This is a genomic window from Chryseobacterium daeguense DSM 19388, assembly GCF_000430825.1.
Taxonomy (GTDB): domain Bacteria; phylum Bacteroidota; class Bacteroidia; order Flavobacteriales; family Weeksellaceae; genus Chryseobacterium; species Chryseobacterium daeguense.
This window is the reverse complement of sequence record NZ_AUMT01000008.1, coordinates 1-21,817: the sequence shown is the minus strand read 5'-3', so window position 1 is coordinate 21,817 and position 21,817 is coordinate 1. Positions and strand designations below refer to the sequence as shown.

Sequence of the window (21,817 nt, the reverse complement as noted above, 5' to 3'; positions counted from 1 at the left end):
AATCAGAAACAAATGATTTTAATTCGCTGCGAAAAATAACGATTCTGAAAACACAAAAAACAATGTTCCCGGATAAAGAATAATTTATCCATTACACCAAAACTATCAAACTTAAATAATTTAAAAACAACACATTCAAACTTCAAAAAAAGAATCAAACTTCCAAACAGTTTTATTCAATGAGGGATGAATGAAGTAAACACTAGAAAATGAAAAACAAAATTACTTTGACAATTGCCCTTTTTACGGCAGGTCTGTCTTTTGCACAAGTTGGGGTGAACACACCTAATCCAAGAGCTACATTAGATGTAACAGCAAAGGTTCCTACAGGGACTGCAAGAACTCCTGAAGGTCTTATCATTCCTAATATCGACAGGCAGAGAGCGCAATCTATGACGGGGATTGCCACATCTACCATGATTTATGTAAACAGTGTAGCTACAGGTACACAGGCTGGTATTGCAGCAAATATTAACGCAGTTGGATATTACTATTTTAACGGTACTGTTTGGGTAAAATTAGTTCCGGACGTACCAGCTTTTGTAGATACAGACACTAATATTTATAGTAATAACGGTACGCTTAGCAGTAACAGAACTGTATCTCAGGCTGGTAATACATTGGCATTTACCAGTACGGCAACTGCCGGAACAAGTCATTTTACGGTAGATGGAAGTACTTTTAATGTAGATGCAAGAAATAACAGAATAGGTATCGGAACAAACACTCCGAACAATCTTTTAGATCTTGGTGGGTCCACCGGCAAAAAATTAGCAGTATGGAACAGCACGGCGGGAGATGACTTTTACGGATTTGGGGCTGCAGCCAATGTTCTTCAGATTTATGCAGGGGCAGATAATACGCAGGCACCTTTGATGACCTTAAACCAGAATGGCAGGGTAGGTATAGGTACTACAAATCCTCAGACAGACTTTCACACTATTGGTACCAGAAGATTTGAAAATGCTACAGCTGGTTCGGTTACAGTAGGTTCGGTATTAACAGCTATGGATAGCAATGGTACAGCTGAATGGAAAACTCCCAGAACTGAAACCATATTAGGAAATTTAGGAGGGGGATATGACCTGCCATTTGCTAAAAATGCAGAGATGAGATACACAGGATCAAGTATTACTTTGCCACCAGGAAAATGGCTGGTTAATGTTACGCTCCTTGTGCACCCGGTAGGAACATTTTCTGCGACTGATTGGATGTTTGTAAGAAGTACTTTTTCTACTGATAATTTGACAACGATAGGGCAAGTAGGAACGGGTTCATCCGATGTTATAAGACCAACACTAATGAGTTTTCAAATTGCAGGGCCATATAGTGGCGGACAAAAACTTAATGTTGCTACAGGCTCGATACAGATCAATAACAACTCTGGTAGTAACAAAACATATAGATATGTGGTAGGCAGCACAGAAGCGAGTGGAACAGTAACGGGAGCAAGTCTAAAAGGAGTAGGAGGCGGCTGGGCTGAGAATTCTATAGTTGCAACGGCAATTAATTAACTATATGGACGTAAGGCAGGGGTGATGTTCCTTTTGGCTCCTGCTTTACAATATTTAAAAACAAATTGATTGAAAAATTATTTCGAGATAAATTAAAACACAGAGCAGTTTATTTTGCTTAAAGAAAAAAATTATTGGGCCTTCTGCGAAAAAATATAGTACTGGGAGGCCTCTTTTTAAACACTAAAGTATTGATATTTAGTTTATTTATAGTGAGGGCAGGAACAGCACAGTGTTTTCCATCGTTCCTGCTTTATTCTTTTAAGAATGTTAATTTTTATGATGCTTCATGAGTGGTTGGTTGCTAGTTGTCATGAAGAATGAAACCGGAGTCCTTTCTTCGGTTTCTTTATTTTAATATATATAGACTTAAAATCTACAATTCCAGAATCCATTTCGTGAGGTCTTCCTCAGCTTGGAGCTCAAGCTTCTTTTTCAGCCTGTATTTTTTTGATTCTACAGAGCGTATCGCCAGATTGTCATAGAGTGCGATTTCTTTGTTGGTAAGATTAAGCCTTATATAAGCGGCATATTTTATATCATGCTCCGTAAGGCCGGGCTGATGTGCAATAAGTTTCTCATAAAATTCAGGATACACTTCCTTGAAGCGTCTCAGGAAAAAAGGATCGCTGGCCTTTGCCAGATTGATGACTTCCTCGAAGGAATCATTCACTTTCTTTTTAAGCTCATCGGCTTCCTTAGCTTTTTCCTTGATTTCAATAGCTTTTGCCTTAATAATAATGTCTTTTTTCTGTTGTTTTCTGATATATGCCCTGCGGATAAAGAAAAATAAAACCAGGGATAAAATAACAATCACAGAAATAATGACATACAATAGATCTTTCTGCTGCTGCTCTTTTTCTTTTTCTACTACCAGTTTATCTACAATGGCTCCTAAAACCTGCTTTTCATTTTGTGAAATGCTGTCATTCAGGTAAGAATATTTTTTGTAATATAATTCTGCTTTTTCCGGGTCGTTTAGAGTTGTTGTTTTATATGCTTTGGAAATTTTGTTATAGATTTCTTTTTCTACAAACTTATTTTTCATTAAACTGAAAATATCCAGTGCCTTAAGATAATAAGGTAATGCTTTGTCACCTTCTCCTTTCGCTACGAAAAGATCTCCATAAGTACCGTAAATAAGTCCTTTATTGTAAATCGCGGATTTGTTATTGGCCAGTGGTAGAGCCTTGTTCAGATAATATTCTGCGGAATCAAGATGCTTTTTTTTACTGATATATAAACCTGCTATTTTCTCATAAACCAATGGGTCATTAGGGAAGTTTTTGATGTTTTTATATTGGATGGCGTACATGGAATCTATCATTCCCATTTTATCAAAATTATACCATTTCCACATATTGGCCAGATACAAACGCTTGGTACGCTTCTTGGAATTTTCCATCTTTTTTGCATACAGAATGGCCTTATCAAAGTTTTTGTTGGCTTCCTTATATAGATCAGACAATGAATAAAGTTCCCCGTACTGATGATAAATCCTCGAAATGAGCAGAGGGTTTTTAATCTTAGAAATATTATTATTTGCTTTATCAAGATAGTCCAGTGCTTCCTTCTGCTTATTAAGATGGGTAAAAGCTGCTCCTAGCCCAATTGAGGTGTTTACAATACCTTCAATATTATTTGCTTTTTTATATTTTTTTTGCATTTCCAGATTAAATTTTACAAAATCTGCTACTCTGCCGCTATCCCAATACCTGTTATTTATACTGTCGAGCTGGTCAACGGTATAGATCTGACTTTTGAATTGTAAACTGCAAAATATAAAAAGCAGCAAACCAATATTTTTGAGGTGATTCGGGAACATAGTGTAGCGTTATAGAACAAAAATAAAAAAATTAGACAACGCAAATTTTAAATATGATTAAAAATATGAATGTAAAATTAATTTTTAATACCCATCAATGGATTTACAGTGAAATTTTAAAATAAAAAAGATAAAATTTACCACTGCATTGAAACTGCTCTTGCTGTGTTATGTAATTGATTGTTAATTATTTAATTTAAGAAGTGCAATTGCCGTAGGCTTTTTCAGGTCAAAAGGTAATAGATTTGCAATAGAAAATTCGTCGAACATCAAAGTATGTTTGGATATGATTCTAAAACACACTACAGAACTAAAAAAAAATTTAAACACAAAATGGAGGAATAAAAGGATGATTAAAAATTAACACAAGTTCCCAAGAAAATCGAGTTTTATGTTTTAACTCTTTTATTTAAATTTTCTACTGAATAACGATTTTCGATTTGATTATTTTTTTTACAGCAGCGACAAATTATTCCTCCGTCGCTGCATTTTTTAAACTTAAAGAGATAGACTCTTTTCATCACAGTTGTTTTTTGCCGGAGATATGCTCCGGTTTTTATTTTTTTTACAACAAAAAAGCGCTTTCAAAAAGTAAAAGCGCTACATTTATGGTGATGTGTTTATTAAAGGTTATTTGGCTTTGTCCAGGACAAATTTAGCCAATGGCGCCATTCTGGCCTTATTCAGTGTCATGGTATTTCCATTTACCGAATAATTGTCTGCGGCGAGCAGGGCATTTACAAAAGCTTTCTCAGTTTCAAGATCATCGCAGGCAATCATGGTAGACATTCCCTGGTTGAATTTAATGCGCATTACTTCAGGTTTGATCTCGAAAGTTCCACCCACTCCATTACAGCCTCCGTGTCCTTCATATCTCATACTTGCTGTATTAAGCATAAAATACGGGTTGGCTTCAGGATTTTTCAGCTTGATCGGCTGTCCGTTCAGCTCAGTAAGTTTCCAGGTTTTTCCTGTGATGTCAGTATTATTTTGCGGCGGTGTAGGTGGTATTGGTGCGATTCTGTTCATGCATGATGCTGAGATTACGATGAGCATCAATGAGCAGAGGTATGTTAGCAGTCTTTTCATAATTTTAATATTTGGTGATTTCATTTGGTGCTTAATAAGAAGCCATTTTGGTGTTAGATGATGCTGGCTTTTCCTTATGATGGAAAAGTACCATATTATAATCTTTTTTAAGGAATGTTATTTCTCCTCTGATGTTGGAGTATTGATAATCAGCATCTCCGGCTGTATATTCCGGCAGGTCATCGCTCTTTTTCAGTTCATAGGATTTCCCCCCGAAACGTACTGCTACAGTATTTTTTGTCTCATTTACTGCAACCTCTAGCTGGTCTCCAAATTCATCAGTATAGACATTTTTTTCAATTTTGTCTGTGCTTTGTGCTGGGTTTTCTTGCTGGGTAAGAGCAATTTCATCTTTTGCCTGATGTTTACATGCTGTTGTTAAAAGGACCGCTGCGCCTGTAATAGCAATGATGTTGAAAAAATTTTTCATAAGTGTAAGTGATTTTTAGGTGTTTCATGTATTAAATGTTAATATTCTATAAAATTACAAATTTTTTTATATTAATTGTGTTAATTTTGTATAAATTAATCAAATATTTACATCTAAAAAATATTTCTAAAATTTTAACTGTCTTTAAATACCTGAAACACTCTTCTGATACCAGTTTTATAAATACTAGGAGAATTTATAATTGACTTTTTATCAGGTTATTAATAATTTTTTTCTAAATTCTTTTGCAAAAGTACTTTAAATTTTTATGTGTTAAAATAGTTATTGACAAATCTCTTTATATTATAAATCAAAATTGTTATTTATAGATGATACATATATTGATTTCTTTTTTTTAGCAAATAATATCAATTAAATAAAAAAGGGGAACCGTGGCCCCCCATATAGTGTGTTTTTAGAATCTTAAGGTGCCTTAATTTGGTCTATCGTGAAGAATGCTTTTGTGGCATTGCAGGTTCCTGAAGGACAGGTGGTGGCATTGCCAACACTCGCAGGAGATGAAGATCCCATCATATAATACAGTTTATAGAATGTTTTATCGTTTCCATCATTGGTCGTCCATGAATAAAGACGTTGCTCCGGCATTCCCCCCGCATAAGTTTCAGGGTCTCCCCAATAAGGATTGGTAGATGCCGTTTGAATTCTCGCCCCTGTTGTAGCATCAATGAGAGATGCGCTGGAAGTGGCATTATCACCTGCCCATGCTCCAATAGGCAATCTCAATTGGTTTTGCATATAACCTCCTGCACCACTCCAAAGGTAATGACCGTTTGAAATAATCTCCACAACAGAAGTAGTATTATTTCTTATCTGCAGGTTTACTTGTGAAAATGCTGTTCCTGTAGGAATAAACGTTCTTACGGAGAATCTTCCATCGGGAGTTGTAACAGAAAGTGCATATCCGGCTCTTCCATTGTCTGTGGTAGCGGTGAGCGGACCCATCACTGCGATCTGATCTACATTGGCAATATTGATATTTCCGCCATTATTATTGTTTCCGGAAGAGGTGTTGAATACCCTCCACTCTGTACCATTCCAGAAATAATAGCCTGAAGCCAATACCGGACCTGTATTATAAATAAGCAAACCTGTTGCATTTGGGTTTGCGCTAAGCTGCATAGTGGCAGAAGTTAAACTAATTCTTGGTCCTAAAATTCCCTTACTGGTTGAAGTAATGTCTAAAATGGCAGATGCGTTGGGTGTGGCTGTCCCGATACCTGTACTTCCGGTATTTGTGACAATTAAATCATTGGCCTGTTGTGCAGCTGATGGTAAGCCTGAAGTTAGATTGTCTTTACCACCATCCACATGGAAAGCATTTTGGGGGTTAGAGGTATGAACACCTACTTGTGAGAATGTAAGAACTGATGTAAGAATTAATCCTATCAGTAAAAATTGATTTTTCATGTTAAAAATTTTTTAAAGTTATTTGGATTTGTTTTTTAACAGATTATAGGGTGTTGGGGACCTTATATTCAAGGCCTTGGAAAGAGATGAGCTTTTCTGGAATAATATTCGGAAACAAAATTATTCACTGTATGGTTATTTATTTTTACAAATATAATATTTTTTATAAATAATTGGATTAAAATCTATTATTATTATTATTATTATTATGAATAATTCCTATTTTCGATGTTATTTATGTATTGTATTGAATAATTTGCGAACTCAATTTAATTTTTAATTAAACCTTATCATGATTCTAAATAACTAAATGGATAAAATGTTAAAAAAACGTTACTTAAAAAGTACAGTAACCTAGAAAGAAAAGTGAAAAAAACATAAAAATGAACATTGGTATTTTATTATTATTTGAAAAGAAATCCTTTGTATTTAACTGTTAAACAGTAATATGTATTAAGGGTGTGTTTAATTATAATTTGCCTTAAGGCTATATTAAAACCTTTTCAGCTATTTTAAAGAAGTGTTAAATATTGTTAATATATACAATAATTCATAATTTTTCTTTGAAATATATTTATACTAAGGCCTACATTTGTGCCTTGAAAATTATGAGAAATTATATAGTTTATTTTTTGACCAGTCTTTTTCTGCTCTTCGTAGTGGAAAGCAAGATCAATGTCAAAACTTTACAAAATAACTATTCCGGCCACGCCACTTCTCACAATTTACCCAAAAGAGCCAACCGGCTAAACCAGACCTATGAAAAGCTTACCGTAAGACAGGCGCCTGATGATGCGGGAAATACCTACTCGCTGGAGCTTACGGAAGATGATTTCCAACTATCTGATACGCTAGAGGCTATTGCGGTTTTTGCAAGTGTTTTTTCTCTGGTTTATGTTTTCGGACTCAAAAGCTTCAAAAAATCAAAGCCAACCATCCACGGCTATTTATCAGAATTTTCTACTGTAAAAAGATTCATTCTGATTCGTTCTATCAGAATTTAAAATTCCTTTTTTCGATTTATTTTCTGCCGATCTGTTCGGCGGGAGATATTGCGTTGTGATTGCCGGTAACCTTCACCTCGTAATTATCCTTATTACCATTTTTATTTTCATTTAAAACATTAACGATTTATATAAACTCTAGAAATTATGATGAAAAGAGTTGTCGCAGGCATTGCGCTAAGCAGTCTTTTATTGTTCAGCTGTAACAAGAAAAAAGAAGAAAAAGAAGAAGCTGCAGTTTATCCCGTAACCACTCCTGTAATGATGGATACGGTGATCGACAAAGAATATGTAGCTCAGATTCAATCTGTAAAGAACATTGAAGTTCGTGCACAGGAGAAGGGTTTTCTTGAGAAAATCTTTGTAGATGAAGGTCAGTTTGTGCATCAGGGGCAGACTTTGTTCAGGATTATGCCCAAGCTTTATCAGGCGGAACTTCTGAAAGCCCAGGCAGAAGTAGCCCAGGCTACCATTGAGCTGAAAAATGCAAGTACATTGGCAAACAACAACATTGTTTCCAAAAACGAAAGATTAATGGCGAAAGCTAAGCTGGATGCTGCCAATGCGGAAGCAAAACTGGCCCAGATTCATCTCTCATTCACGGATATTAAAGCTCCGTTCTCAGGAATTATCAACAGGATTCCTTTAAAATTAGGTAGCCTGATCGATGAAGGTGATTTACTTACATCTTTATCCGATAACAATGACGTATACACTTATTTCAATGTTTCCGAACCGGAATACTTGTCTTACCAGACGAATGCCGCCTCACGAGGAAGCAATCAGGTTTCTCTGGTGATGGCAAATGGCGATCTTTTCCCGCAAAAAGGAGAGATTCAGACCATTGAAGGGGAGTTTGATAATGAAACAGGAAATATCGCATTCAGGGCAAAATTTCCGAATCCGGATAAACTATTAAGAAACGGCGAAACAGGAAAAGTAAGAATGACCTTACCTCTGAAAAATGCCTTAATCATTCCACAAAAAGCAACATACGAAATTCAGGATCAGAAATATGTTTTCGTAGTAGGAAAAGATGGTGTGGCTAGATCTAAAAATATAAAAGTGGCCTACGAGCTTCCTGATGTTTACGTTATAGGCTCAGGGCTTTCAAAGGATGATAAAATCTTATTGGAAGGCGTGCAGAAGGTAAAAGACGATCAGAAAGTTCAGACAAAAAACCAAGATCCTAAAAAAGTTCTTCAGTCATTGAAATTAAAAGCAGAGTAGAAAAATACGGTAATTGATAAGTGATAATCGGCCCCATGAGCTATTTATATTCATCATTTATCATTCATCAATCATCAATAATAAATTTATCATTATTTTTATGTTTAAGAAATTTATTCGCAGACCAGTTCTGTCAATCGTAATCTCTTTGATTATCGTATTTATGGGAGTTTTGTCGCTGGCAAAACTACCTATTACTCAATTCCCGTCCATTTCACCTCCCAAAGTAAACATCACTGCAGAATATCCGGGTGCCAACAACGAATTGTTGATTAAATCCGTGGTTATCCCGTTAGAAAGAGGTTTAAATGGTGTACCGGGAATGAAATATATGACTTCCGATGCCGGAAACGACGGGGAAGCATCTATTCAGGTGGTTTTTGATCTGGGAACAGATCCGAACGTAGCCGCCGTAAACGTTCAAAACCGTGTATCTTCGGTAGTAAACAAACTTCCGCCGCTGGTGGTTCGTGAAGGAGTAAAAATTACCCGTGAAGAGCCTAATATGTTGATGTACATTAATTTGTATAGTGATGATCCGAAAGCCGACCAGAAATTCCTGTTCAACTATGCAGATATCAACGTGATGTCAGAATTGAGGAGGGTAAGCGGAGTTGGTTTCGCGGATATCCTGGGAACGAGAGAATATGCAATGCGTATCTGGCTGAAACCGGACAGATTAACAGCTTACAGTATTTCAGCAGATGAAGTAATGGAAGCATTAAACCAGCAGAGTTTGGAAGCATCTCCGGGTAAAACGGGGGAAAGTTCAGGAAAAAGATCTCAGTCATTTGAATATATTTTAAAATATCCGGGTCGTTTTAATAATGAAAAAGATTACGGAAACATCATTCTTAAGGCTAAGCCGGACGGAGAATTTATCAGGTTAAAAGATGTTGCAGATATTGAGTTCGGTTCTTCTATGTATGATATTTATTCTACATTAAACGGAAAACCTTCTGCAGCGATCACCGTTAAGCAATCTTATGGTTCCAATGCAAGTGACGTTATCAAAAACGTAAAATCTTTAATGGCAGAATTGCAGAAAACAACCTTCCCGAAAGGAATGCACTACGATATCAGTTATGATGTATCCAGGTTCCTGGATGCATCGATCGAAAAGGTTATTCATACTTTATTTGAAGCCTTTATTCTGGTGGCAATTGTGGTATTTCTTTTCCTGGGCGACTGGCGTTCCACCCTGATTCCGGCCATTGCGGTTCCGGTTTCATTGATTGGTACTTTTGCAGTTATGTCCGCGTTTGGAATTACGTTAAATATGATCTCTCTTTTTGCCCTTGTAATGGCGATCGGGGTCGTCGTTGATGATGCGATTGTTGTTATTGAGGCCGTCCACGCCAAGATGGAAGAGAAACATCTATCTCCGTTAAAGGCAACCGAAGAAGCCATGCATGAAATCAGCGGGGCAATTATCGCAATTACTTTGGTAATGGCGTCTGTATTTATTCCGATTGCGTTTATGTCCGGGCCGGTTGGAGTTTTCTACCGTCAGTTCTCTATTACAATGGCGTCTGCGATTATCCTTTCAGGGGTTGTAGCTTTGACGCTGACTCCGGCTTTGTGTGCTTTAATTTTAAAAAACAACCACGGAAAAGCCAAGAGAAGGACTCCGATAACTATATTTTTGGATAAATTCAACAGCTTATTCACAAGAGGAGCTGGGAAATATGAGAAAATGCTGAACAAAACGGTTACAAAAAAAGCATTTACACTTCCTTTATTATTGGCATTCTGTGCCTGTACATTTTTCTTAAGTAATTCATTGCCTTCAGGATTTATTCCTTCGGAAGATCAGGGGATGATTTATGCTATTATTCAAACACCACCAGGTTCCACGTTGGAAAGAACGAACCAGATTGCGAAAGAATTATTAAGAGAATCTGAAGATATCGATGGCGTACAATCTGTCTCTTCACTGGCAGGATATGAAATCTTAACAGAAGGTACAGGTTCTAACTCCGGTACTTGTTTGATTAACCTTAAAAGTTGGGAAGACCGTTCAGAATCCGCTGCGGAAATCATCGAAAAGCTTGAAGAAAAAGCTAAAAATATTCCGGGAGCTAATATAGAATTCTTCCAGCCGCCGTCAATTCCGGGTTATGGTGCTGCAGGTGGTTTTGAACTTCGTTTGCTGGATAAAGCGGGAAGCGGAGATTATCAGAAAATGGAAAAAGTAAGCAATGACTTTGTAAGGGAACTGAAAAAACGTCCTGAGCTTGGTTCTGCATTTACCTTCTATTCCGCGAGTTTTCCTCAGTATATGTTGAGGGTTGACAATGATTTGGCCGAACAAAAGGGAGTTACGATTGAAAATGCAATGGATAATTTATCAACTTTAATCGGTTCGAATTATGAGACGAGTTTCATCCGTTTCGACAGGCCCTATAAAGTGATTGTTCAGGCTGGGCCGCAATATCGTGCGCTTCCGACAGATTTATTAAAATTATATGTGAAAAACGATAAGGATCAGATGGTTCCGTATTCAGATTTTATGCGTTTGGAAAAAGTGTATGGTCTGTCTGAGATCACAAGGCATAATATGTATAACTCTGCCGAAGTAAGCGGTACTCCGGCTCCGGGATACAGTTCCGGTCAGGCCATTGCAGCCATTAAAGAAGTCGCGGACAAAACACTTCCGAGAGGTTTTGGGATCGACTGGGCAGGTATTTCCAAAGATGAGGTAAGTCGGGGTAATGAGGCGATATTCATTTTCTTGGTGTGTTTAGGATTCGTTTACCTTATTCTTTCTGCACAGTATGAAAGCTTTATTCTTCCGCTGCCGGTAATTTTATCGTTGCCGACGGGTATTTTCGGAGCTTTCTTATGCTTGAAATTATTAGGGTTGGAAAACAATATCTATGCTCAGGTAGCCATGGTCATGTTGATTGGTCTTTTGGGTAAAAATGCCGTATTGATTGTGGAATTTGCTGTTCAGAAAAAAGCTGAAGAAGGAATTCCCGTGGCTCAGGCAGCCATTGAAGGGGCGGCTATCCGTTTCCGCCCGATTTTGATGACGTCATTTGCATTTATTGCCGGTTTGATTCCCTTGGTAATGGCCACAGGGCCGGGTGCAATTGGTAACCGGACCATCGGTACAGCCGCAGCAGGGGGTATGCTAATAGGAACTATTTTCGGATTAATGATCATCCCGGGATTGTACTACATCTTCGGAACCATCGCCGATAAATCCAGATTGGCAAGATATGAAGAGGAAAACCCTTTAACAGAACAAACAGAACCGTATCAACACGATGACAAACATGAAGATTTATAATAAATATATAGCAGCCATTGCCTTATCGCTTGTTTTAGCAGGTTGTAAGGCGCCGATGGCCACCGTAATAAAAGATGAGGTAAAAGAAAACATCCCTCAGAACTTTCAGCAGGAAGAACAGGCTGATGCCGATAACAACAGCGGAACAACCCCGTGGAGACAGTTTTTTACAGATCCGAATTTAGTAACTTTAATTGAAACTGCTTTAAAGAATAATCAGGAATTAATGATCACTTTGCAGGAAATTGAAATTGCAAAAAGCGGTGTTTTAGCTAAAAAAGGAAAAATGACACCCACGGTTTCTGCGGGAGTAGGAGCGGGCATAAAAAAAGCGGGACGCTACACCAGCGAAGGAGCCGGTGATGCCACCACGGAAATTGAACCTGGAAAAGAAATGCCTGATCCGCTGGGAAATTTTGAAGGCGGACTAATGGCCAATTGGGAAATTGATATCTGGAAAAAGCTTAGAAATGAAAAAGATGCAGCGGTTGCTCACTATCTTTCGACAGTGGAGGGGAAGAACTTTGTTCTTTCAAATTTAATAGAAGAAGTTGCTGATAATTATTATGAATTGCTGGCTTTGGATAATCAATTAGATATTATTCAGCAGTATATTAAGCTTCAGCAAAGGGCTTTGGAGATTTCAAAAATTCAGAAAGAAGCTGCAGCAGCAACTGAATTGGCGGTAAAAAAATTCGAAGCTGAACTGGCAAAATCAAAAGCCACAGAATATACCATCCGTCAGGAAATTACAGAAAAGGAAAATCAGATCAATGCGCTTTGTGGCCGTTATCCACAGCCGATTGTGAGAACGAAGGAAGATTTCATGACTACGATTCCGCAAACGGTTTATACAGGAATTCCGTCACAATTGCTGGTGAACCGTCCTGACATTAAACAAGCTGAATTAGAATTAAAATCAGCAAAGCTGGATGTGGAGGCAGCAAGAAAAGAGTTTTACCCTACATTGGAAATTTCTGCCACATTAGGTCTGGAAGCATTTAAGCCTTCTTATCTTGTGAAGCTTCCGGAGTCCATTGCTACCAGTCTTGCAGGCGATCTGGCGGGCCCGTTGATTAATAAAAGTGCAATCAAAGCTAATTTCCAGACGGCAGATGCGAGGCAGATCCAGGCTTTGTATGAATATGATAAAACGATCCTGAATGCTTATCTGGATGTTGCCAATATGATGTCTAAAATTAAAAATATAGACCAGTATTATCAATTGAAATCCCAGGAAACCAAGGCATTGGAACAATCGATAGATATTGCGAACCAGCTTTTCCGTAATTCAAGGGCAGATTACCTGGAAGTTCTTCTGAACCAAAGAGATGCGCTTGATGCAAAAATGGAACTGGTAGATGCAAAACAAAAACAGCTGAGTACAGTTGTGGATATTTATAAGAGCTTAGGCGGAGGCTGGAAGTAATTGTAAATCCTTAATGTTTTAAAAAGAAAAGAGGCTGTCCTAAAGGTGCAGTCTCTTTTCGATTAATAACTGAGAATTTGTTTTGTAAAAAGTTCATTTAGGAACCTTTGCAGTTTAATTGCAGGAATACCGGCAATTAAATTATTTATTTGGAAGGTATTAGTTTAAATTTAATATGTTGGGGCAAGCTCTATCGGGTTTTCAAATATTTTTAAGAATTCCAGTTCCCTGCGGTTGTAGGCATCTTTTACTTCTTTTGAATTTACATCCTGTCCGTTAATAACATACGTGGTCTGGTCGGTATTCAAATTTTCAAAAATTACAGAAGGCTGCTTCGTGTATTTTTTCCAGAAAACATCCCATTGTTTTGGTGTTATGTTTATAGGTTTGTCGTACGTATAGTTTCTTTGTTCAAGGTCATTTTTTTCCTTTACAATTCCCTTTATTTCAAAGCTGTATTCATTTTCGGAATCTGTTATTTTCAAGATAAGACCAGGCAGGCCATAGAATTTATAAGGCCCATCATTGATAGGGATTTCTGTGGTATACCAGGCGGTCCATTTTCTTCCTCCGAAATCTGTAGTAGCCATGCTGACCTTGTGCCCTAGTATTTTATCTGATTTATTAATAAGTTTCCAGTTTTGTTTCGTGGTAGTGTAATGGGTAGAGAAAATGCTTGTAAAAAAGCGTTCCTCTACAGTGATATCGTTTTGAGATGTGTTTTTAATAATAAGAGAGCGGAATTTTGCATTGCTGGTATCATCACCCAGCCGTAAACCGCCGGCTTTATTTGCAAAATATTCATTAACAATTTTTGTATGTGCAGAATCTCTTTTGAAATTTTCATACGACTGAAAATAAGAATTCCCTTTTTCATTGATAATAAGAGTACATAGCTCATGATTTTTTAAGGTATCTTTTCTATTTCTCCATTTCATTTCGTAGAAAGCTTTGTAAGATTGGGAAAAAAGAATGGCACTAATTGTAAGCATTAGCAGCAGTAGAATTCTCTGTGAAAACTTTATCTTTTTCATAATAATTAAAGTAATAAGATGTTAAATTCCAAATGATCATAATTGATGAAAAGAAGAACAGATTAAAGCTTATAATAATACCAATATGCATCAGGATTGTTAATGTAAGCCATAGTTTTCTTGTTTTATTTATATTGATAAATATAGGATAAAATAATTCAGTAAAAATGATCACCCAGCCACTGATAAGATATACTAAGCTGTATTTTTCATCAAAAAATGAAGGGAAGTGCACGAATCTTGTGAAATTTGGTAAGTTTAAAGATTTCCAGACGGCTTCTCCGTTCCACCAGTTGAATCCGAGTATTTTATCAAGTCCGGAAAAGAAATAGGCTATGCATAGATGCAGTTGTAAAATTCTTTTACAGATAGTAAGAGACTGTATCGGAAAATTAAGAATAGTTTTAGGGAAAAACTTTTTCTGAACAGAAAAATAGCTGCTTGAAGGAAAAATAAAAATATAAAAAAGTGACATGCTTGCAAAAAAGTCTACACCATACATGAAAAGTGACGCACTTTTTACCAAGGAAACCTGTAAGATCAATAAAAACAACGCAGAAATTCTGCTGAAAAAACCTGATATAATAAAAATAGCAAGCGTAACGTAAATATATTTAAATGCGAGATTGGGTTGTGGAAAATAAGCGGATAAAAAAGTTTCTATCCGGGTGTATGGGATAATATCGTATTCATACACTGTTCCATGGATTTCAACAGGGATAATGCTTTCATTGCTGTATAAAAGTTCAAAATCATTCCACATTGAAATAAAATGAATAAGCAGTACGAAAGCCACACTTACTCTCAGGAAAACAATGAAGCTCGGAGTAAATGGCTTGTTAAAATATGAGGATAAAAATTTTTTCATTGTACGTTATCTATTTTTATAAGTCTTGTTTTTTTGTCAGGATCAGTTAAGAAATTATGATCATATAAATAAGCTGTAGATTGGAACTGCTTACCATATTTGGTTTCAAATGCCTTATTCACCTGCTTTAGCAGAATATGATTTATCTTGATATCCGGTCCGTTTTTGCTTTCAGGCGTTATATTTTTCATGTACACGTCATTAAGGTTACAAAACCTCAGCTTTCCTTCATTTGTACTTAATAAATCTGTCGACAGATAAGTGTTTCCACTTTGCAGCTCTGTAGAAATGATTACAAAATTACTGGCAACGTTTGGCGCAAAAAAACCATATCCGGTATCAAACCCTGTGTAGGCAGCAAATGTTTTTTCGTATTTATTTCCTTCATTTTCCAAGGGGTTTTCATACTTGTAAAAACTGCAGAATGATTCAGTAGTCGTTAAAATTCCTGTAAGAATTACCTTTATAATAATTAAACCAAGAATTGTATATTCTAAAAACGTATTTTTCATAAAGCTTTTAGGATTAAAGAAAAGGATGCCCCAAAGGAGAGGCACCCTGACCTTATTATTGATATTTTGCAATAATCAGATTCAATTTTTTCTGAACTTCAAGGCTTGCTGTATACGGGAAAGTCCTGTTTCTGGTATAGCATTGGTTCGTTTCAGATTTTTTGTCACAGTACGTCCATCCTGCAACATTGGCACTCATAAAGTCCAGTTCTTCCGGGGTTATTTTGCTGGTATCTTTCATTGAAATTACTTCACCATCAAATTCGATGATGCCTAAATTAGTAGAACTTGCGAAAGACATTAGAGAAAGGGTAACAACACCCGCTGCTAAAAGAATTGTTTTTTTCATGATAATTAATTTTTTTGTGGTTAAAATAAGGATGCCCTTAAAGAAGGGCACCCTTGAAAATATTTATTGATATTTTGCAATGATAAGGTTCAATCTTTTTTGAACTTCAAGGCTAGCTGTATACGGGAAATTTCTGTTTCTCGTATTGCATTGGTTCGTTTCAGATTGCTTGTCGCAGTACGTCCATCCTGCAACGTTGGCACTCATAAAGTTCAGTTCCTCAGGAGTTACCTTACTGGTATCTTTCATTGAGATTACATCACCATCAAATTGAATAATACCTAAGTTAGTAGAACTTGCGAAAGACATTAATGAAAGAGCAACAACGCCTGCTGCTAAGAAAATTGTTTTTTTCATGATAATTAATTTTTGTTGATAATAGTTTTTTACACTTATTTATAAATCACTTTTTGCATTGCGCACTGCGTTTGGTGATTACTAAATTTTTTTATTTCCAGTGGGTTCCACCTTTTACCGGAGGGTCTTCCGGCGAGGTGCCAATGGTATCTGCATCTGGTTTTAGCTGATCTTTTGCATATTTCAGGCTCAGGACAGTTGCTTTATTTTTTTCAGGATAATTTTCTTCTTCATATTCTCTGCAGGATTGTAATGATGCTGCAAAAGCAATTATAACTAGGTAAATAATTTTAATTGAGATAATCTTTTTCATAATCATAATTTGATTTAAGGTTATCCCGGCCGGTTTAGTTTTTTAAGAATTCTGAAGTCGAATTTATAGGCTAAAAATGATAAAAAAAAGAAAGCCTTGTCTTTATTTGGAAATTTTGACGTCCTGATTTATAAATTAGGACATGTTTAATCAATTGATTATCAATATATTGATTTATTTTTTAGATAATTTGTAAAAGTTTAGTTTAATTCATTATTGTTTGATAAAATTTAATGAATTTTGTGTATTTTTGATAATAAACTTGTACCATATAACTCATTAATGTGATTAAAAAACTATTTTTTATCTTATTTATAGGATTTTTTAAGCTTGCTATATCTCAGCAGGGTTATAGTCAATACTATAAGCTCCGACTGAAATATGAGAATTTTGAAGAAAATGATTCCAGAGCTTTTCCTTTTATTCAACTTTATATTAATAAGGCAAAAAGAGAAAAAAATTACGAAAAATTGGTTCAGGGTTATAAGGACGGGATATTTTATTCTTCGTCCAACGAAAAAAAATTGCAATTTGCTGATAGTGTAATCTGGGCAGCGAAATTATCGGGAAACAGAGACCTGATAAGTTCAGGGTATATTGAAAAAGGAGTTGTCTACTATTACCACTATAAAAAATATCAGCTTGCACTCAATGAATACCTAGCAGCCTATGAATACTCGAAAAATACTACTAATGAGTTTTTAAAATATCAGAATATATACCATATAGGAGTAGTTAAAAGCTATTTGGGATATTATGAGGATGCTTCCCAATTGTTTAAGCAATGTATTGATTATTATTATCCTAAATCAAAATCAAATCTACATCCCAATGAAATTTTTAACAATAAAAAAGGCTATCTGAACAGCCTTCATCAATTAATTATCTGCTATCGTAACCTGGCAAAGACTAAAGAAGCAGATTCTGCAATACAAACCGGGCTTTCGGAGGTGAAAAATGATCCGGATTATGCCCAGGAAAAAGGATATTTTATTTTATGCCAGGGAATTTCTGATTATAAAAAAGGTGAGTTTCAAATCGCATTAAAACATTTGAATCAGCCTGTGTCATCCATTAAAAAAAGTGGAGATTTTGCCTGGCTGTCGTTAGATTATTTTTATACGGGTAAGAGTTATTTGGGTTTAAAAAATGATGCAAAATCAATCATTTACTTTAAAAAAGTGGACTCCATTTTTCAAAAACATCAATTTATTCTTCCTGAGTTAAGAGAAAACTATGAGATTTTAATTACGCATTATAAAAAAGAAAAAGACCAGGGGCTACAGTTATATTACACCAGCCAGCTTTTGAAGGCGGACAGTATTATTTCGAGAGATTTTACTTATCTGGCCCCGAAAATCCATAAAGAATATGATACAAAAACTTTACTGGATGAAAAAAATAAGCTGGTAAAAGCGAATTCCTGGGGAAATTTTATTATCACCGGTTTAATTATTCTGGCTATCGGGCTTATTATTTTATTAATCATAAGGTATAAGACAGAAAAAGAAATTCAGCAAAAATATATTTTGTTGGAACAAAAATTTATGATACAGCAGAATACTGTTGAAAAAGCTGTTCCATCTGAAGGCAAGAGGATAAATCTGGATGAAAGTAAAGTAGAAGAATTACTTAAAAAGCTGAAACTATTTGAAGAAAAAAAGGAATTTACCCAAAAAGGATTGACTATAAGTAAGTTGGCGACTCGCTTAGGGACTAATTCCAGCTACCTTTCACAGGTTATTAATGAATATAAAGAGATGAATTTCAATAAATATCTCAGTGTACTGCGAATAAATTATATTACAAACCTTCTTTTTGAAAACAAGGAATACCTGAAATATGGAATTGAAACACTTGCCAAAGAATGTGGAATAGCTTCCCGGCAAAATTTCTCAGATCTTTTTTATGAAATTAATGGAATCCGCCCGACTGATTTCATAAGAAAAAGAAAAAACGGGAGTTTAAGATAATCTCTAATTATTGATCAGGATTAGATTGGTAATATTTTGATTTTAAATGTAAAATATTTTTTTTGCAGGGTTGCAAAATTTATTTAGCTTTGCAAAAAATAGTTAAACACAAACGATGAATAAAAAAATCTCTTATTTGAGTGCATCTTCTCTATGCACGCTTTCATATTATTTAGCCGTAGAATTAAAACATTGATTTCAATCGTCAATGAAACTACTTCTTGGTTTCTTTTTACAATTATTTAAAACTTTATAAATAAACACTAATTATGAAAAAAACACTATCAATTATTGCCCTTGCTTCGTTCGGGTTTTTATTTTCGCAAAACATACATTTTGATAAACTCTATGGAAACTCGGATCCTGTCCATTATTATTTAGGACATTACCCGGTTTCAGGCTCAGATGGGCTGGATATAAACTGGTATGGAGGTGTAAAATTACAAACATCAAACGGATTATTTCAATTGCTGCAAAACGGAAATGTTGGTATAGGAACTTCCACTCCGGTTGAGAAATTGGATGTAGTTGGAGGTGTTGTAGCAGGACATTCACATGCAACCGAAGGGGTTAATGGATTTGCTATAAGATATGATGACGGTACTGCAAACAACTGGGGCTCACTTAGAAGCTCTGCAGAATCTTATATGGCCTTCGGGGTAAAGGCAGATCCGGTAACCGGCCAAGGCTGGTTATCAAGTACCGGCACACAGAATTTTCATAGAGTAGCTTTTGTTGCAGGAAATGAAGGATTTAAATTCTTCACTACACCTTCACAGCAGATTGCTTTAAACGCACCGGTAACCATGAATGAGATAATGAAAATTTCCACAAATGGAAATGCTTTGCTTCAGGGAAAATTTGAAGCAAAAGAAGTGAAAGTTACACTTACTCCCACCGCAGATTTTGTGTTTGAAGAAAACTATAATCTTCCAAAACTAGAAGAGATCGAAAAGCATATTAAAGAAAAGAAACATCTTCCGGAAATTGCATCTGCATCAGTTATGGAAAAAGAAGGTGTTAACATAGGAGAATTTCAAATCAAGCTTTTGCAAAAAATAGAAGAACTGACACTTTATTCAATTGATCAGAATAAGCAGATTAAGCAACTTCAGGAAGACAACAAACGTTTAAAAATACAATCTGAAGAAATTAATGATTTGAAAAAACAGGTTCAACTATTACTTTCAGCAAAAAAATAAAACAGATGAAAAGGAAGGAATATATTTCTTTCCTTTTTATTTTGTAATAGCTACATAATTCATAATACAATCACAATTAAAATCTTCACTATATTTGATACACCCAATTCTATCAAATATCACCATGAAAAAAATCCTGTTCATCATTCTCAGTATTCTTATCATTTTAATTATTATCATCTTAATCAAAACATTTACTTATCCTTTCAGGAAAATCACACCAGCAAATACAACAGGATGGAAGAGTATACAAGATGATTCAGCAATTCAAAGGTTTTCGGACGGGCTCAAAATTCCTACGGTTTCATCCGGAGAGATGGGTGAATTTGATTATTCAACATTTGATCAATTTAAAGAATACTTAAAACAATCTTATTCGCTTGTTTATGAGAATGCAGAATATACAGAAGTAAACCAATATGGATTGATTTTCAGGCTGAAAGGCAGTAATCCAGACCTTCATCCTGTTCTATTTCTTTCCCATTATGATGTAGTTCCTGCAGGTGACGCAGAAGTAAGGGATCAGAAGATTGAAAACCCTTTCCGACCGGATGATAAGCCGGAACCTGCAGTTTCTAAAGTTGCTGAGGTTTGGGATTTTGGACCGTTTTCGGGTGCTGTTGTTAAAGGAAGAATTTACGGAAGAGGAGCTATTGATATGAAAGGAATGTTCTTTTCTCTGCTGGAATCATTGAATAATTTAATTAAAAATAATTATACTCCGAAAAGAGATATCTATCTTGCTTTTGGGTTTGATGAAGAAGTGGGCGGACAAAAAGGTGCAGCACAGATTGTTTCTTATTTCAAAGGTAAAAATATAACATTTGATGCTGTTTATGATGAAGGCGGACTGATCCTGGAGAAAGGAAGTGTTGCGGGAATTAATGCTGATGTTGCCGTCATCGGTTGTGCAGAAAAGGGTTTTCTTTCCGTGAAAATTAAAGTGAAAGGCTTAGGAGGCCACTCATCAATGCCTCCGTTGCAGAGTGCAATGGGAAAAGCATCCGTTATCATGCAGAGACTGGAAAAAAACCAGATGAAGCCAATGATTACGCCCTTAATCAATGAATTTTTCACCAATATCGGAGGTTCAATGTCTTTTGTAAGCAGGATGGGAATTTCTAATCAATGGTTGTTGAAACCGGTGCTTTTATCGAAGCTGACAAAAAATAATTCTACCAACGCATTGGTTCGAACCACAACGGCTCTCACCATGATGAAAGGCAGCGATGCGCCGAATGTACTGTTGCCAGAGGTGGAATTTGTTGTAAACTTCAGGCTTCTTCCGGGTAACACAGTGAAAGAGGTAAAAGAACATATTGCAAACGCAACCAAAGGTTTTGATGTGGAAATAGAAGAAATCGACAATGTAAAAGAAGCATCTGCAGTTTCATCCACCAAAACAAATTCATTTAAATTAATTGAAGCCGGAATTAAGGAAATTTATCCGGATGCAATTTCAACGCCTTACCTCACCGTAGGCGCTACAGATGCATATAAATATCAGATTGTCAGCAAAAATATCTACCGTTTTATGCCCATCAAAATCACAGACGCCGAAAAGCAGTCTATCCACGGAACTAATGAATATCTAAGCATTGAAAACTATATGAAAATGATTCATTGGAGTTGCTAACTTTGTTAGGACACAATTCTTATACTCTTTATCTTTAAGAGTATGAAAAAGATCAGAAAAAATTACAGTCTATAGTTTAAGATCCAAGCAGTATCTTTAAGTGAGCAGCGAGGCAATGTATCCTCGGTAGCTGAAGAATTTGGGATCTGTAAAGAAAGTCTCGTTAATTGGCGAAAACTTCACAAAGAAGGTAAACTTAGCAAGGAAAAACAAATATCCTCTGATCCAATAAGGGAAGAGTTATTGAGACTTCGCAAAGAACTGGAAGAAACAAAGCTTGAACGTGATATCTTAAAAAAGGCGGTAGGCATCTTCTCCAAGAGAGAGGG

At 35.9% G+C, this 21,817-nt stretch carries 19 protein-coding genes; 9 read left to right on the top strand and 10 right to left on the bottom strand.

Annotated elements, in window-relative coordinates; all coding sequences use genetic code 11:
* Positions 1–209 precede the first annotated feature (209 nt).
* Positions 210–1,514, top strand: a complete 1,305-nt coding sequence (locus H560_RS22365; RefSeq protein WP_027380000.1) for a hypothetical protein — start codon at positions 210–212, stop codon at positions 1,512–1,514.
* 376 nt (positions 1,515–1,890) lie between these two features.
* On the opposite strand, the gene H560_RS0110455 is transcribed toward H560_RS22365, so the two are convergent.
* From H560_RS0110455 to H560_RS22360, 4 genes are all read right to left on the bottom strand, one after another.
* The gene (locus tag H560_RS0110455; protein WP_027379999.1) at positions 1,891–3,339 is read right to left on the bottom strand and encodes a tetratricopeptide repeat protein; all 1,449 of its coding nucleotides are present in this window, start codon (positions 3,337–3,339) and stop codon (positions 1,891–1,893) included.
* 630 nt (positions 3,340–3,969) lie between these two features.
* Positions 3,970–4,428 carry an META domain-containing protein gene (locus H560_RS0110445; protein WP_027379998.1) on the bottom strand — a complete coding sequence of 153 codons (459 nt, stop codon included), beginning with the start codon at positions 4,426–4,428 and terminating at the stop codon, positions 3,970–3,972.
* A 31-nt stretch (positions 4,429–4,459) separates the two neighbouring features.
* Complete coding sequence (locus H560_RS0110440; RefSeq protein WP_027379997.1) at positions 4,460–4,858, bottom strand: hypothetical protein; 399 nt, start codon at positions 4,856–4,858, stop codon at positions 4,460–4,462.
* A gap of 423 nt (positions 4,859–5,281) precedes the next feature.
* The gene (locus tag H560_RS22360; RefSeq protein ID WP_027379996.1) at positions 5,282–6,286 is read right to left on the bottom strand and encodes a hypothetical protein; all 1,005 of its coding nucleotides are present in this window, start codon (positions 6,284–6,286) and stop codon (positions 5,282–5,284) included.
* Positions 6,287–6,894: 608 nt separating this feature from the next.
* Here H560_RS22360 and H560_RS0110430 point away from each other — a divergent pair.
* From H560_RS0110430 to H560_RS0110415, 4 genes are all read left to right on the top strand, one after another.
* Complete coding sequence (locus H560_RS0110430; RefSeq protein WP_027379995.1) at positions 6,895–7,290, top strand: hypothetical protein; 396 nt, start codon at positions 6,895–6,897, stop codon at positions 7,288–7,290.
* Between the two features lie 150 nt (positions 7,291–7,440).
* Positions 7,441–8,520, top strand: coding sequence for an efflux RND transporter periplasmic adaptor subunit (locus H560_RS0110425; protein ID WP_027379994.1), 1,080 nt, complete (start codon positions 7,441–7,443; stop codon positions 8,518–8,520).
* Positions 8,521–8,620: 100 nt separating this feature from the next.
* Positions 8,621–11,815 carry an efflux RND transporter permease subunit gene (locus tag H560_RS0110420; RefSeq protein WP_027379993.1) on the top strand — a complete coding sequence of 1,065 codons (3,195 nt, stop codon included), beginning with the start codon at positions 8,621–8,623 and terminating at the stop codon, positions 11,813–11,815.
* Complete coding sequence (locus H560_RS0110415) at positions 11,802–13,244, top strand: TolC family protein (protein WP_027379992.1); 1,443 nt, start codon at positions 11,802–11,804, stop codon at positions 13,242–13,244. Before H560_RS0110420 ends, H560_RS0110415 begins: the two co-directional genes overlap by 14 nt.
* A 170-nt stretch (positions 13,245–13,414) precedes the next feature.
* Here the strand turns inward: H560_RS0110415 and H560_RS0110410 are convergent, their stop codons facing one another.
* The 6 genes from H560_RS0110410 to H560_RS0110385 form a co-directional block, all read right to left on the bottom strand.
* Entirely contained in the window at positions 13,415–14,236 is an 822-nt protein-coding gene (locus H560_RS0110410) for a GLPGLI family protein (RefSeq protein ID WP_051289285.1), read from the bottom strand.
* A complete protein-coding gene (locus H560_RS21415) occupies positions 14,223–15,146 on the bottom strand; it encodes a hypothetical protein (protein WP_051289283.1) in 924 nt (307 codons plus the stop codon). Before H560_RS21415 ends, H560_RS0110410 begins: the two co-directional genes overlap by 14 nt.
* Positions 15,143–15,658 carry a hypothetical protein gene (locus H560_RS0110400; protein ID WP_027379990.1) on the bottom strand — a complete coding sequence of 172 codons (516 nt, stop codon included), beginning with the start codon at positions 15,656–15,658 and terminating at the stop codon, positions 15,143–15,145. The genes H560_RS21415 and H560_RS0110400 overlap by 4 nt, the downstream gene beginning before the upstream one ends.
* A 55-nt stretch (positions 15,659–15,713) precedes the next feature.
* Positions 15,714–16,007, bottom strand: coding sequence for a hypothetical protein (locus H560_RS0110395; RefSeq protein ID WP_027379989.1), 294 nt, complete (start codon positions 16,005–16,007; stop codon positions 15,714–15,716).
* A gap of 63 nt (positions 16,008–16,070) precedes the next feature.
* Positions 16,071–16,364 carry a hypothetical protein gene (locus H560_RS0110390; RefSeq protein ID WP_027379988.1) on the bottom strand — a complete coding sequence of 98 codons (294 nt, stop codon included), beginning with the start codon at positions 16,362–16,364 and terminating at the stop codon, positions 16,071–16,073.
* 91 nt (positions 16,365–16,455) lie between these two features.
* Complete coding sequence (locus tag H560_RS0110385; RefSeq protein ID WP_027379987.1) at positions 16,456–16,677, bottom strand: hypothetical protein; 222 nt, start codon at positions 16,675–16,677, stop codon at positions 16,456–16,458.
* A gap of 284 nt (positions 16,678–16,961) precedes the next feature.
* On the opposite strand from H560_RS0110385, the gene H560_RS0110380 reads away from it, so the two are divergent.
* The 4 genes from H560_RS0110380 to H560_RS23745 form a co-directional block, all read left to right on the top strand.
* A complete protein-coding gene (locus H560_RS0110380) occupies positions 16,962–18,650 on the top strand; it encodes a helix-turn-helix domain-containing protein (protein ID WP_051289281.1) in 1,689 nt (562 codons plus the stop codon).
* A gap of 269 nt (positions 18,651–18,919) precedes the next feature.
* Positions 18,920–19,852 carry a hypothetical protein gene (locus tag H560_RS23350; protein WP_051289279.1) on the top strand — a complete coding sequence of 311 codons (933 nt, stop codon included), beginning with the start codon at positions 18,920–18,922 and terminating at the stop codon, positions 19,850–19,852.
* Positions 19,853–19,976: 124 nt separating this feature from the next.
* Positions 19,977–21,488 carry a M20/M25/M40 family metallo-hydrolase gene (locus H560_RS0110370; RefSeq protein ID WP_027379985.1) on the top strand — a complete coding sequence of 504 codons (1,512 nt, stop codon included), beginning with the start codon at positions 19,977–19,979 and terminating at the stop codon, positions 21,486–21,488.
* An 81-nt stretch (positions 21,489–21,569) separates the two neighbouring features.
* The coding region (locus tag H560_RS23745) for a transposase (RefSeq protein ID WP_081413913.1) at positions 21,570–21,817 on the top strand (248 nt) is incomplete at its 3' end.